Origin of the sequence: Thermoproteus uzoniensis 768-20 (assembly GCF_000193375.1) — an archaeon.
Lineage (GTDB): Archaea > Thermoproteota > Thermoprotei > Thermoproteales > Thermoproteaceae > Thermoproteus > Thermoproteus uzoniensis_A.
The window spans coordinates 1,602,238-1,614,531 of the sequence record NC_015315.1 but is presented as its reverse complement, the minus strand read 5'-3'; the positions used below and the strand labels follow the sequence as shown (position 1 = coordinate 1,614,531).

Here is a 12,294-nt window from a genome sequence, read left to right as displayed (position 1 = left end):
CTTCGTAAGATTCTATGGAGAAGATCGAAGCGAAGCTCGCCGAGAGGGGCGCCGAGGTCGCGCCCCCGAAGCTCGTCAAGGATATAATCGAGTTCCCCGCCGTCAGGATAGTCCCGACCCACACTCTGAAGGCCGTGTGGCGCTACTTCCGGGAGTTTCCGCACGACATGTTCCCGGTATTCAAGAACGCGTTTGTCGACGTGGTGGAAGGAGTCGTATACCCACAGTCGATCCTCCTGCTTAAGGATAGGTCCGACGACAGAAGAGTGGGCGATATAGTCAACAACGCCGTCTTCGTGCAGGCGGATGCGTCTGTCGAGGATCTGTACAAACTGCTGAAGGAGAGGAAAGCCCCTGGGGCCGTCGTGGTGGATAAGGACGGGAAATATCTAGGTATAGCGACCCTCCGCGGGCTCCTCGAGGCCGTAAGGCACATGAAGCCCAAGGCGAGATCCGTAAATGCGGTGTACAGCGCATTTGGGGAATCCGTCGTCTTGGCGAAGGAGGGAGATCCCGTGGATAAGCCGGCGAAGAAGCTCGCGGGAGGCGAGATAGAGGGGGCTGTGGTCGCCAACGTCAACGGCGTGGTTTCAGGCGTGTTGACAGTGTGGGATTTCGTCAAGTCCTCTATATGGCTGAGGCCCAGAAGGGAGCCCCGCCCCCTTTTCGGCAAGGGGGCCAGCAGGGGGTCCTCCGAGGGGTCCCAACAGCTGAATGTGAGGGCTCTAGAGTCGACCGGCGTGCCCGCCGCGTCTCCCAGGACGTCTGTGGAGGACGTCGCCAACGCAATGGCGTCTCTAGGCGTGTACGTGCTTCCGGTCGTGGACAAGGATGGGAGGCCCGTCGGGGCTGTGACGGCTTGGGACGTCCTCAGAGCGTATTTCGAGGGGCCTAAGGAGGGCAGAGAAGACGTGGAGCCCGAGAGGCCCATATCTGAGGCCGTCGAGGCTAGGCCGAGGGAGGCCGCCGCGAAGCCCGTCAAGTTCGCGACCGGCATCAGAGCCCGCGAGCTCGTGAGGACCGACATACCTACCGTAGGCCTCCTGGACAGCGTATCGCACGTGAGGCGCGTGATGGTGAGGACTGGGGCCCCTGTCGTCGCCGTGGCGAACGAGGACGGAAACACCGTTGGCTTCATCTCCAGGCGCGATCTGTTGTTCTACCTCGCCGAGAGGTCTCTGGGATATTGGAAAGTCCAGAAGGGGAAGAGGCTCGTGTTGAAGGAGAGCGTGATGCCCGGCGAACAGGCCAAGGTGTTGAGAGAGGAGGGGACGGCGTCCGAGCTCATGAAGGTGGACGTGCCGAAGCTTGCCGCCGATGCATCGGCCGAGGAGATCGCGTACGCCATGCTCTCATCTGGGCTGGACTACGTCCTCGTGGTGGGCGGATCGGGCGAGCCTCTGGGCATAGTGACTAGGGACGACTTGGTCAAGGCCTACGCCGATAGGGGGAGGGAGGACGCCACGGTGGCCGAGCTGATGACGCCTGCCGACATAGCGGTCGTCAACCCCATGCACAGCGTATCCCACGTTGTGGAGGTAATGAAGAAATACGAGCTAGACGGCGTGCTAGTCGCCGAGGGCGGCGACATAAAGGGCGCCGTGGTCGACAACAAGCTGTCGTTGACGCCGATAGAGGAGAGCCTCAGAGGCGAGCGCGTCTTCGTGGTCACCAAAAGCGGGTCGAGGAGGGAGGGATCGGGCAGGTTGAGATACCCCAAGGCGGGCACGCTCACGGCGCTCGACATAGCCGACGACCCGCCGCCGTCGGTGCCGCCTACGCTAAAGTCCAAGGAAGCCGCCAGACTGCTGTTGCAACACGGAGTGCTGGCTGTACTCGACCAACAAGGTCGGCTGGTCGGCGTCTTGACTGGCTTCGACATAGTTCGCGATCTGGCGAGGTCCTACGTTGCGTTTAAGTCGGAGACGGCCAAGAAGGTGGAGGAGAAGGCGTAATGGACGTAAGGACTGTCGTAGAGCACAACGCGTGGCACACGCCGGAGGGGATATATCTAAGGCTTGTCGTGGTCAAGGGCTGTCCCGACGGCGAGGAGAGGCTGGCCGTCGAGGGCGCCGACCTGGTCCTATACGCGTGCGAGGAGGTGCCTCTCAGAGACGTGGCGGCTGCCTATAGATTTTTCGAGAGGATTGGGCTGAGCGCCGAGCTGATATACGGAGAGTCGTCGAGGGTCAAGGTCTTTAGGGTGAGGGGCGACTACGAGAAGGTGGTGGCCGCGATAGCGGCGTCGGCAGTTGCGTCCGAGGCGCCCAGTTGGGCCCAGTCTTGACGCGCAGTAGCGGTAGCAAAGTATATTAACGGGGGATAACCCCCCTTTGTGTCTGCCGGCGAGCAGCCAACCACGGAGGCCAAGCCCCAGAAATTGCGCTGGGGCATAGCTTGGATATACTCCAGTAGCAATAACACAATCATAACCATAACGGATCTGACGGGGGCCGAGACGGTGGCGAGAGTCAGCGGAGGCCAGGTGGTCAAGGCCGACAAGGACAAGCCATCTCCTTGGGCCGCGATGCAAGCGGCCTACAAGGCGGCCCAGCTGGCTCTGGCTAGAGGCATCAACGCGGTGCATATAAAGGTGAGGGGGCCCGGCGGCTACGGCATGAAGGTGCCGGGGCCCGGCGCTAGTGCGGCCATAAGGGCGTTGGCCAGAGCCGGTCTAGTGATCGGCAGGATAGAGGACGTAACGCCGATACCGCACGACACCATAAGGCCTCCGCATGGCCGTAAGGGCAGAAGGGTCTAAGAAGGCCGATTGCCTAATACTCGAGGTGGACTACTCGCGGGATAGGCCGAACGATTGGACCAAGCAAGTTTTGAGGTACGCCAGGATCCGCTCGCGGAAGCTCGTGGTCTTGGCCAGAGGCGGCTCCGCCTCTGTGTTTCTCGCAGATTTGAGAGCTCTGTCGGCCGATAACATGGACTTCCCAGTGCGTATGTATAACGACATAAGCGTGGAGGAGGCGGCCGCTATGGAGAAGTGTTCGACCTACGAGGTGCGGAGCCTCGGCGATATAATTAATTTAGTTGCGGGCAGATAGGCTCTGGTGATGACAAGGCATTAGGGGCGCCATATCGCCGACGCTGGAACTGCTGAAGCTCACCGCTCGGCGGCGCGGATCTGTCTCAGCTTCTGCAACATATAGGGCACGTAGTAGTCCTCCAAGATCCTCGCTTTCAGCTCCTCGACGCCCGAGCACGTCTTGGCGGAGATCCTTATGCGGATCTCCCCGAACAGCTCCTCGGCTTTCTTTATATCGTCGTCATTAGCCAAATCTATTTTATTTATAACTATTATAATAGGTATATTAAAATTATTTTTAATACTATTAAAAATATTTATCTGAATAGAGAGATCGAAGCCGCCGTAGTGGGTGGGATCTACGAGAAACACCACGACCTTGGCGAGATATCTCAAGGCCAGCACGGCCTGTAGCTCTATCTTGTTCATCTCGTCGAAGGGTCTGTCCAGCAGGCCCGGCGTATCGATTACCTGAATTCTGTCTCCTCTGACGAATATGTGGCCCACGTGGATCTGTCTCGTGGTGAACGGGTATTCGGCTACCTTAGGCTTCGCGGTCGAGAGGCAGCCCACCAAGCTGCTCTTGCCCACGTTGGGGGCGCCCGCCACCACGACTGTGAATAGATCTGGATCCACGTCGGGCAGTCTCCTCAGAAAAGCCGCGGCGGATTTAGCTGTCTCCAGCTCGGGCGCCAAGTCCTCTATCAAGTCGACTACCCTCGCTATGTAGGCTTTCCTGATCCGGTATATCTGTTCCTTTGAGTACGCTGTTCTCAGAGCCATAAGGGCCTCTCCGGAGATCGACTTAATCGCCACGGCCGCATTGCCTATCTTGCCCAACGCGTGTTTGTACTTTGCGATCCCCACTCCCAGCTCCAAGAGCTCCCTATAGAACGGGTGCAGGTCGTTGACGAAGGGCATAGAGACGGCCATCTCCCTGAGAGCGTCGGCCAGCCCCCTCGCCGATTTCTTGATCCTCACCGCCTCGAGCCGCCTCAACCTCTCCAGGCCCGGCTCCGTCGAGGGGCTTTTAGCCTCCGCGGACTTGTACACTCCGAAGAAGTAGCTCTTCAGCTCCTCCGGCGAATATACATACGGCGTGTTGAAACGCACGGATCTACATGGTCCCTATATAAATCAGCATGTGTCCACTCTTCACAGATCAGCGTAGCTCAGCGTCGTCACGTAGGGGACGATCCACATCCTTATAAATCATCAATATGGGCCGGCCCTAAAGCCTACGCCGTTGACCGAGATAATCGCAGGCCTTCCGTCTTTTAGCGAGAACTTAACCGGCAGAAACCTCTCTATTATATAGGCGTTGGTCCTCGAATGGGATGTGATCTCTGACACCGACGCCTCGCTGGGCCCTTCGGCCAGAGCCATGTAGAGCATAATCATGTCGCCCATATGGGCGTCCAAGGCGGCGCCCGACGAGATCTCCCTCAAGAGCTTCTCGGCGGCCTCTCTGCCGACCGCCTCCGCAGGCTTTCCTCTCTCGCCCAGCGCGTCCGCCCCCAACACTAAGCCTCTGTCTGTCTCAGCCCACAGAACCACGCCAGAGCCGGGCCCTAGACCGTCCTGTCGATGCTCCACGGCTATCTCTACGGGCACGCCCAGCCCTCTCAAGGCCTCCTCGGCGGCCTTCGCCTGTCTCTCCGCCACGTGGCGCGGCAGATTCACCGCGTGGGAGATCCCGGCGACCCTCCTTATATCTCCCCTCTCCCTCCACGACACTGGCGCGAGCCGCTCCACCGGCTCTACGGACAACTCGACGAGCCCGCCCCCTCTCGGGTAGTGCCCCCTCCTTATTAGGTTGATGGAGGCCCTCACGCCCATACGGGCCAGAAGCTTGAACATGACGTTGGCCAAATAGTCCACGGGAGGGGCCATGGGGACGTCGGTGCCCCCTCTTATGGTAATCTTGGATCTACACCGAGAAAACATTAAGACGGGCAACACGGTCTGTACGACGAGGCCGACGCTTCCCGCCGTCCCTATATCGAAGGAGAACTCGCCGCATTTGCGGCTACGCGGAGAGAACACGAGCCTGGTGGATCCTATCTCGGCTCCGGCGACTTCGGCGTCTGTCAACGCGGCGGCCGCCCTCACCGCTGTCAGGTGTTGGTGTTGCAGGCCCGGGTTGCGCCTCTTGGCCCTTATGTTATATATCTCGACGGGCCTCAAGAGCAGGCTGGATAGCGCCAGAGACGTCCTCAAGATCTGTCCTCCCCCCTCTCCGTAGGATCCGTCTATGGTAACTGCCTGCACGCTGTTAAATCAACGTTAAAATAAACTGATTAGGCGCATCAGTGACGCTCCAGGCGCTTATATCGCCGGGCTCCGTGGCGGTGATTGGGGCCTCGGCAAAGCCTAGGACCATAGGCTATACGATCTCGGCGCAGTTGATCAAGAGATTTAGGGGAAGGGTCTACCTAGTAAATCCGAACTACGGCGAGGGAGTAATAGAGGGAAGAACCGTGAAGTTCTACAGATCGGTTCTGGACATAGAGGATGAGGTGGATATGGCCGTAGTTGCCGTGCCGGCGAAGGCCGTGCCGGGGGTGTTGGAGGAGGCCGGACGTAAGGGGGTCAAGGTCGCCGTAATAGTCAGCGGCGGCTTCGCGGAGGCGGGCAACGCCGAGCTGGAGGCCGAGGTCGCGCGCGTCGCGGGCGTATATGGAGTGCGCGTCCTGGGCCCCAACTGCGTCGGCGTCTACAACGCCGAGGTTGGGCTGGACACCATGTTCTTGCCTGAGGAGAAGGCCGCAAGGCCTGCGGGAGGGCCCATCGCCTTTATAAGCCAGAGCGGCGCCGTCATGACGGCCATCTTGGATTGGGCGGCTGCAGAGGGTATCGGCATAGGTTTAGCTGTCAACGTGGGCAATAGGGCCGATATAGGCGAGGGGGAGATCCTAGGGCTCTTGAGGAGGCTCGACTACGTGAAGGTCGCGGCGCTGTACATCGAGGGGTTTAGGAGACGTAGGGAGGTCGAGGAGTTCTTGAGGTCCGCTAAGGAGTTCTCCAGAGATAAGCCTGTCCTGGTCTACAAGGCGGGCCGCGGCGCGGATTCGGCGAGGGCCGCCAAGTCACACACGGCGGCTTTGGCGGGCAACTACGAGTACTACAAGGCGTTGTTCAGACAAGCGGGGGCTATCGAGGCGGAGGATCTACTGGATCTCTTCGACATGGCGCAAGCGCTGGCCCTCCTGCCTTTGCCGAAGGGGCCGAACACGCTCGTCGTGACGTCGTCGGGCGGCATAGGCGTGCAGGCGACCGACTTCTTGCTTGAGCAGGGGCTCAAGGTGCCGAAGACGCCGCAAGCCCTCGAAGAAGAGCTCAGACGAGTCCTCCCGCCTCTGGCCTCTTTGGGGAATCCCATAGATCTCACAGGCGGCGCGACCAACGAGGACTTCGCCAACGCGCTGGAACGCGCGCTCGATTACTTCGACATGGTGCTGGTCGCGGCTTTGATACATCCCCCCGGCCTCGACGAGAGGCTGGCCGACTATATAATAGAGTCGACGCGCCGGGGGAAGCCCATCGTTGTGGTGAGCATAGGCAACTCGCCCGCCGTGAAGGAGCTAGAGAGGCGGCTCAAGGGCAAGGTCCCCGTATACAACTCGCCTAGAAGAGCCGCGCGGGCTCTGTGGGCCTTGTATAGGTACTCAGAAATAAAACGGGGTAGATCTACGCCTACATGATAGCTCTCCTCACAGACTTCGGGACTAAGGACTACTTCGTTGCCGAGATGAAGGCCGTAATACTCTCTATAAATAAGGACGAGGTTGTAGTCGACATAACGCACGAGATACCGCCACAAGACATACGTTCAGGCGCCTTCGTGTTGTGGAGAGCCTACAAGTGGTTTCCGAGAGGTACCATTTTCGTCGCCGTGGTGGATCCCGGCGTCGGCACGGCGCGTGCGCCCATCTTGTTGAGGACAAGGAACTACTTCTTCGTGGGGCCGGACAACGGCTTGCTGAGCCTCGCCGCCGAGGAGGACGGTGTGGAGGAGGCGTATAGAATAACTGCACAGCTACCGTCGGCCTCAAGCACGTTCCACGGACGCGACGTGTTCGCCTATACGGCGGCGCTCCTATCCAAGGGCGTGCCCCCGGGCTATCTCGGCGTGAGGATAGCCGACTATGTAAGGCTTGAGAGGCCCGAGGCCGTTAAGGACGGCGGGGTCTTGAGGGGTCAATTAATATATATTGATAGGTTTGGAAATGTATTTACATCCATAGACGAGAAACTTGTAAAGGAGATTGCGGAATTCGGCGACCGCTTGTGCGTGAAAATTTCCGGGAGGGTGTACGAGATGAGGTTCTTGAGATCTTATGGGTACTCGGAGGTCGGCGAGCCCATCCTCCTAATAAACAGCGAGGGGTTTCTCGAGATAGCGGTGAACAGAGGCAACGCCGCCGAGAAGCTCGGCCTTAAAGTAGGCGAGCAGGTGGAGGTCTACAAGTGCTGAAGCGCCTCTTTCACAGCTTGGCAGATATGGTCTGGAGAAACGCCGTCTTTCAACATTTGTATGACCAGCAAGCCTAACACTGTCGGGTAGTCCGAACGTAGGCCTATTGCCACGTATTCCTTGCCCGAGACAACCGCCTTCAGCTTGATCGAGCCGCCTGCTCTCTCCACCGAGATCATGGGGCTGTCTGGAGCTAGTTATATAACAATTGGATGGCGGGGCCGCGCCCCGGCTAGATCGCAGAAATTATCGACAGCAACAACTGCACGGCGTCTTGCGCGTTATCCGCTATGCGGTCCGCGCTATATATCAGCGATATTATATGGTTGAACTCCACTGCGGATAGGCTCAGCTTGTACACCTCGTCCAGTATATACTCCTTCACCTCGTCTACCTCCTCCTCAAGCGTGCTGACCATCCTCGCATATCTGCTACAGAACTCCAAGTCCCTGGTCTTCTCAAGCATAGCGCCGACGTACTCAATTATCGTCTTGTCGAGGTCTAACATCTCCCTAAACTTGCCCTCAACTATCTTTCTAATATTATCGTTTTTCCACACGATATATCCCCGTCTTATTTCTTTCGATATATAATAAAGATTATCAAGTATATTATCTATTCTATCGAGCAACAGCTCCGCGTTGCCTATTACGCTAGGGACCAGGGCCCCCTTGGATATGTTGTCGTCCAGCCGCCTAATAATCTCGTCGCCTTCCCGCTCTATGGCGGCTATCTTCCTGACAACCTCGTCTAGATAGTCCTCGGTTAGATCGGGCTTGGCTATAACTTGCTGTATTAGCTCCAGAGCCTGAAGCGAATAGCCTACGTGCGCCTTTAAGCGATCTATCATGGCGTCCCATCCCGAGGTGAACCAACGCCTTAGAATACTCACATAGCCCGGTACAAAGCCGGTTAAAAAGTGTGGGGATAAGTTTCTATAGATGGTCGTGTCGACCTCTCGTGAAGGAGGCTGTCCTCTACAAGCCTCTGGCCGACGGCCGCGTGGTCTGTACGGCGTGCGCCAGATACTGCAAGATCCCTAAAGGCTATTGGGGGTTCTGCGGCGTTAGGTCCAACGTAGGAGGCAAGCTGTATCTATCGGTATACGGCCTCATCTCAGCTATAGCAGTAGACCCCATCGAGAAGAAGCCCCTCACGCATTTCTATCCAGGCGCCATGGTGCTTTCTCTGTCGACGTTCGGCTGTAACTGGGCTTGTCAATATTGCCAGAACTTCGACCTAAGTCAGAGGAGGAGGGTCGAGGGGTTCGAAGTTGCGCCGGAGAAGGTGGTGGAGCTCGCCGAGACTTACGGGGCTCACGGGATTACCTATACCTACAACGAACCAACTATATTCATAGAATACGCGCACGACATAGGCGTGCTCGCGCGCAAGAGAGGCCTCTTCAACACGTTCGTCACAAACGGCTTCATGACGCCGGAGGCCGTCGAGTACGCCTCGGAGTTCCTGGACGCCGCCACTGTCGACTTCAAGGGCAACGGCAATAGAAAGTTCCTGGCCAGATTCTCCATGGTGCCCGACGTGGAGCCGATATATCAGACGTTGGAGGAGATGAAGAGGAGGGGCATTTGGGTCGAGATAACGGATTTGGTCGTGCCTAAGTACGGCGACAGCCTGGAGGACGCAAGGAACATGGTGAGGCGCATAATCGACATACTGGGGCCCGAGGTGCCGATACACTTCCTCCGCTTCCACCCCGACTACAGGATGTTGGACGTGCCCCCCACTCCGGTAGAGGTCCTAGAGAGGCACGTGGAGCTGGCGAAATCCGAGGGGATGAAGTACGTGTACGTGGGCAACGTGCCGGGGCACAAGTACGAGCACACCTACTGTCCAGAGTGCGGGAGGCCTGTCATCAAGAGGTACGGCTTCGATATAGTCGAGGTCAACTTAGTGGAGCGGGGCGGAGAGTATCGGTGTAAGTTCTGCGGCGCCAAGATAAACATAGCGGGCAAGATCTTACCCACGTGGAGGCTCGAGAGCCGCTTCGCCTACGTGCCCATAAACCTCGTGGCCAGATACGTGAGGCGGACCGACGCGCCAGCTCCTCAGAGCGGGCCTAATATTTAAAAGACAGCACGGAGATAGGGCCATGTCGGAGGAATACGGCATCGGCGCCACAGCTGTCGGCATAAAGGCCAAGGACGGCGTCGTCCTTGCGGCGGAGAAGCGCATAACTTACGGCTTCTACTCTCTAAGCTCGTCGGGAAAGAAAGTGTACGTAGTGAACGACAGGATGGCGTTGGCCTCCGCCGGAGTGATCGCCGATATGCAGACGATAGCGAAGATATTGAGAGTAAACGCCAAGATGTACGAGCTCGAGTCTAGGAGAAAGCCGAGCATCGCCGCTATGGCGAAACTGCTGTCGGTCATCATGTTCAACAGGAGGATCATGCCGTTTATAGCAGAGGTATTAGTGGGGGGCTACGACGAGGAGGGTCCCCATATCTTCGTCCTCGACCCCGTGGGTAGCTTGATAGAGGACGACTACGCGGCTCTGGGGACTGGGGCTAAGATGGCCATAAGCATACTAGACGCCAACTACAGCAAGGACGTCGATGTGTCTGGGGCCAGGAAACTGGCCATAAACGCAATAAGGGCCGCGTTGGAGAGAGACCCCGTCTCGGGCGGCGGAATAGATTTAGTGACTGTGACCGCCGACGGCGTTAGCGAGGAGGAGATAAAAGTATCCGCCGTCGTGGGCTAACAGCTAGCTTCGCCCCACTTGTCGAAGGCCGTAGTTGCGGCCCTCCTCTTAAGTTCGTTGGCCTTGTTGTGGGCCAGAAGTATTGGTAGCGGCATGGAGCTGTCCGCGCATAGCTCCTTCACTACCTTGACGGCGTCGTCCAAGGTGATCCTATTGCCTATCGAGACGTAGAGAGGCTTTCGGCACCTCACCACCGCGCCTATCACCTTCCCGCTACGGGGATCGACCAACCTATCGCCTACCACATCCCCGAATAGTCTGGATTTCGCGACCCCTATCGTGGGCACCCCCAGGACAACCCCTAGATGCGCCGCTATCCCTAGACCGTATGGATGCGCTATCCCTTGTCCGTCCACCATAACTACGTCGTAGCTGATCGCCAGCCTCTTCAGAGCTCTGACCATCGGCATGAGCTCTCTGAACGACAAGAGAGTCGGCACGTAGGGGAACACCACTCTGTTTACGGAACAGCTATAGCCCACAGCCTTGCCCTCGCGGACGGAGTATGCTGCGGCCACCGAGACGCCTAGGTCCCCTCTATAGGCTACGTCGAGCCCCACCACTACGTCGAACTCGCCCAGCGGCTCCTCCACGACTCTCTCGGCTAGCCTGCTCTGGACCCTCCTCGCTAGATCTATTCTAAACCCTTCTGGAACCTTCACAGAAAGTCTCCAGTATTTTATTTATTATCCTCGTGGTGGAGCATAGGTCGCACTCGTAGGGCTCCGCGCGCAGTATCTGGGCCTCTATGCCTCTACGCCTGAACTTCTCGGCGAGGGATCTCTCGTCGAACGGCTGGTTGGCGCCCAACAGAACGACGTCGGGCCTCTCCTCCTCGACCACTCTCAACATGTCGTCCTCGTAGCCTATCCTCGCCTTATGCACGTAGTAGATGCTCGACACAACCCTGGCCCTATTCTCGGCAGGTACGGATATGCTACGGCCCTTTATCTTCGCCGCGTTTGTGTCTCGGGAGACGACGGCGACAACGCGGCCGAGGCGCCAAGCCTGCTCCATATAGCTTATATGGCCAGGATGCAGTAGCTCGAAGGTCCCAGCTATCAAGACCTTCTTGTAGTTCTTCTCGATCTCGCTCGGCCTGCTCCACACGAAGTCGGCGTAGCCCAAAAGCCTCAAGGCGTCGAGCAACCCCTCGGCATATGACGCCGCGGCCACCGACGTGAACACATCGCCTCTGGAGAGATAGTATTTCGAATCCCTTAAATAAGCCTCGGCCAGCTCGACCACCTCTCTGGCCCTATCGTCGAGAACCTTGAGGGTTCCTAGAGCCCGCTCCAGATTCCTCACGTATATCTCCGCCCGCTCCACAAGGCGAAGGCCCCAGCCTATTAAAAGCCTTTGGTCAATACTTAAATATAGCGCGAATAGCCCAATCGATGGCCGAGGAGCTCCAGGAAGCGGCTAAGTCCATAGTGACCGGCTTGAGGCAAGCTGAGGAGCTGATAAGGCAGGGCAAAAAGGAAGAGGCCAAAAAGCTCTATAGAGAGCTGAAGAAGCAGGCGCTTGAGAAGAGGCTTTACAAGGGCTTCGCCGGTCTTTTTAGGAAAGTCGAGAGGCTCATACGGGACTAACCTCGACGACGAAGAACTCGCGCCCATTACACATAGTCGTGCCGAGTACTTTTTCCACCAAGATCTTCTCGCCAGGACTTAACGTGCTCTCGTCGGGGCAGTCCCGGCATCCCCTACACTCGCCCTCGTACGTCACGATGACGCCTTCAAGCGCCTTTTTTCTAGGCAGTAGAAGCCTAAGGGGGACCTCCTCGACGACTACCGGCGTCATCTCGCCGCCCGTGATCTTGCACCTCTGGCCCAACGAAGGGCGCACCTCGGTTATCACGTAGGATCTACCCGGCCTAAGCCTTCCCATGCAGACTTGATACAGCCTACAGCTGGAGCACTCGTCCGGTATCCTTACAACCCTAAATCTATGGCCAACCTCGGCTTGCTCCTTGGATACCAGAGTAACTACGGTCCTCCCCACAACGGCCGAGCTAGTATTAGCGATAAAATATTTGCGCCGACTTGGTGC

General features: G+C 57.8%; 16 protein-coding genes. 9 read left to right on the top strand and 7 right to left on the bottom strand.

Annotated features, from left to right (window positions below):
• Positions 1 to 14 precede the first annotated feature (14 nt).
• The 4 genes from TUZN_RS09045 to TUZN_RS09030 are packed head-to-tail and all read left to right on the top strand — an operon-like array spanning position 15 to position 3,056.
• Positions 15 to 1,955 carry a CBS domain-containing protein gene (locus TUZN_RS09045; protein ID WP_013680658.1) on the top strand — a complete coding sequence of 647 codons (1,941 nt, stop codon included), beginning with the start codon at positions 15 to 17 and terminating at the stop codon, positions 1,953 to 1,955.
• A complete protein-coding gene (locus tag TUZN_RS09040; protein WP_013680657.1) occupies positions 1,955 to 2,287 on the top strand; it encodes a hypothetical protein in 333 nt (110 codons plus the stop codon). The genes TUZN_RS09045 and TUZN_RS09040 overlap by 1 nt, the downstream gene beginning before the upstream one ends.
• 48 nt (positions 2,288 to 2,335) lie before the next feature.
• Positions 2,336 to 2,761, top strand: a complete 426-nt coding sequence (locus tag TUZN_RS09035) for a 30S ribosomal protein S11 (protein WP_013680656.1) — start codon at positions 2,336 to 2,338, stop codon at positions 2,759 to 2,761.
• The gene (locus tag TUZN_RS09030; RefSeq protein WP_013680655.1) at positions 2,736 to 3,056 is read left to right on the top strand and encodes a hypothetical protein; all 321 of its coding nucleotides are present in this window, start codon (positions 2,736 to 2,738) and stop codon (positions 3,054 to 3,056) included. Before TUZN_RS09035 ends, TUZN_RS09030 begins: the two co-directional genes overlap by 26 nt.
• Before the next feature lie 59 nt (positions 3,057 to 3,115).
• Here TUZN_RS09030 and TUZN_RS09025 read toward each other — a convergent pair whose 3' ends face one another.
• Together TUZN_RS09025 and rtcA are read right to left on the bottom strand one after the other, a co-directional pair.
• Positions 3,116 to 4,150: an NOG1 family protein gene (locus tag TUZN_RS09025; RefSeq protein WP_013680654.1), complete on the bottom strand. Its 1,035-nt coding sequence runs from the start codon at positions 4,148 to 4,150 to the stop codon at positions 3,116 to 3,118.
• A gap of 102 nt (positions 4,151 to 4,252) precedes the next feature.
• Positions 4,253 to 5,308, bottom strand: a complete 1,056-nt coding sequence (gene rtcA, locus TUZN_RS09020; RefSeq protein WP_013680653.1) for an RNA 3'-terminal phosphate cyclase — start codon at positions 5,306 to 5,308, stop codon at positions 4,253 to 4,255.
• 41 nt (positions 5,309 to 5,349) lie between these two features.
• Between rtcA and TUZN_RS09015 the strand changes: the two genes are divergently transcribed.
• Both TUZN_RS09015 and TUZN_RS09010 read left to right on the top strand, forming a co-directional pair.
• On the top strand, positions 5,350 to 6,741 hold the full coding sequence (locus TUZN_RS09015) for an acetate--CoA ligase family protein (RefSeq protein WP_013680652.1): 1,392 nt from the start codon (positions 5,350 to 5,352) through the stop codon (positions 6,739 to 6,741).
• Positions 6,738 to 7,514, top strand: coding sequence for an SAM hydrolase/SAM-dependent halogenase family protein (locus tag TUZN_RS09010; RefSeq protein WP_013680651.1), 777 nt, complete (start codon positions 6,738 to 6,740; stop codon positions 7,512 to 7,514). The genes TUZN_RS09015 and TUZN_RS09010 overlap by 4 nt, the downstream gene beginning before the upstream one ends.
• Here TUZN_RS09010 and TUZN_RS09005 read toward each other — a convergent pair.
• Complete coding sequence (locus TUZN_RS09005) at positions 7,502 to 7,693, bottom strand: hypothetical protein (RefSeq protein ID WP_013680650.1); 192 nt, start codon at positions 7,691 to 7,693, stop codon at positions 7,502 to 7,504. The two genes, TUZN_RS09010 and TUZN_RS09005, sit on opposite strands and share 13 nt — an antisense overlap.
• Before the next feature lie 53 nt (positions 7,694 to 7,746).
• Entirely contained in the window at positions 7,747 to 8,406 is a 660-nt protein-coding gene (locus TUZN_RS09000) for a DUF47 family protein (RefSeq protein ID WP_148678638.1), read from the bottom strand.
• Between the two features lie 68 nt (positions 8,407 to 8,474).
• Between TUZN_RS09000 and amrS the strand changes: the two genes are divergently transcribed.
• Entirely contained in the window at positions 8,475 to 9,605 is a 1,131-nt protein-coding gene (gene amrS / locus TUZN_RS08995) for an AmmeMemoRadiSam system radical SAM enzyme (protein WP_013680648.1), read from the top strand.
• A 22-nt stretch (positions 9,606 to 9,627) separates the two neighbouring features.
• Complete coding sequence (psmB, locus tag TUZN_RS08990; RefSeq protein ID WP_013680647.1) at positions 9,628 to 10,242, top strand: archaeal proteasome endopeptidase complex subunit beta; 615 nt, start codon at positions 9,628 to 9,630, stop codon at positions 10,240 to 10,242.
• On the opposite strand, the gene TUZN_RS08985 is transcribed toward psmB, so the two are convergent.
• Together TUZN_RS08985 and TUZN_RS08980 are read right to left on the bottom strand one after the other, a co-directional pair.
• On the bottom strand, positions 10,239 to 10,904 hold the full coding sequence (locus tag TUZN_RS08985; protein ID WP_013680646.1) for an endonuclease V: 666 nt from the start codon (positions 10,902 to 10,904) through the stop codon (positions 10,239 to 10,241). The two genes, psmB and TUZN_RS08985, sit on opposite strands and share 4 nt — an antisense overlap.
• Complete coding sequence (locus tag TUZN_RS08980; protein WP_013680645.1) at positions 10,882 to 11,571, bottom strand: DUF357 domain-containing protein; 690 nt, start codon at positions 11,569 to 11,571, stop codon at positions 10,882 to 10,884. The genes TUZN_RS08985 and TUZN_RS08980 overlap by 23 nt, the downstream gene beginning before the upstream one ends.
• Positions 11,572 to 11,639: 68 nt before the next feature.
• Between TUZN_RS08980 and TUZN_RS08975 the strand changes: the two genes are divergently transcribed.
• The gene (locus tag TUZN_RS08975; protein ID WP_013680644.1) at positions 11,640 to 11,834 is read left to right on the top strand and encodes a hypothetical protein; all 195 of its coding nucleotides are present in this window, start codon (positions 11,640 to 11,642) and stop codon (positions 11,832 to 11,834) included.
• On the opposite strand, the gene TUZN_RS08970 is transcribed toward TUZN_RS08975, so the two are convergent.
• Entirely contained in the window at positions 11,821 to 12,246 is a 426-nt protein-coding gene (locus TUZN_RS08970; RefSeq protein ID WP_013680643.1) for a UPF0179 family protein, read from the bottom strand. The two genes, TUZN_RS08975 and TUZN_RS08970, sit on opposite strands and share 14 nt — an antisense overlap.
• Between the last annotated feature and the right edge of the window lie 48 nt (positions 12,247 to 12,294).

Bases quoted from the DNA above. Each gene is read 5' to 3' on its own strand.
- TUZN_RS09005 (WP_013680650.1), bottom strand. From the start codon at position 7,693: ATGATCTCGGTGGAGAGAGCAGGCGGCTCGATCAAGCTGAAGGCGGTT.
- TUZN_RS09045 (WP_013680658.1), top strand. From the start codon at position 15: ATGGAGAAGATCGAAGCGAAGCTCGCCGAGAGGGGCGCCGAGGTCGCG.
- TUZN_RS09010 (WP_013680651.1), top strand. From the start codon at position 6,738: ATGATAGCTCTCCTCACAGACTTCGGGACTAAGGACTACTTCGTTGCC.
- TUZN_RS09040 (WP_013680657.1), top strand. From the start codon at position 1,955: ATGGACGTAAGGACTGTCGTAGAGCACAACGCGTGGCACACGCCGGAG.
- TUZN_RS09030 (WP_013680655.1), top strand. From the start codon at position 2,736: ATGGCCGTAAGGGCAGAAGGGTCTAAGAAGGCCGATTGCCTAATACTC.
- psmB (WP_013680647.1), top strand. From the start codon at position 9,628: ATGTCGGAGGAATACGGCATCGGCGCCACAGCTGTCGGCATAAAGGCC.
- TUZN_RS08975 (WP_013680644.1), top strand. From the start codon at position 11,640: ATGGCCGAGGAGCTCCAGGAAGCGGCTAAGTCCATAGTGACCGGCTTG.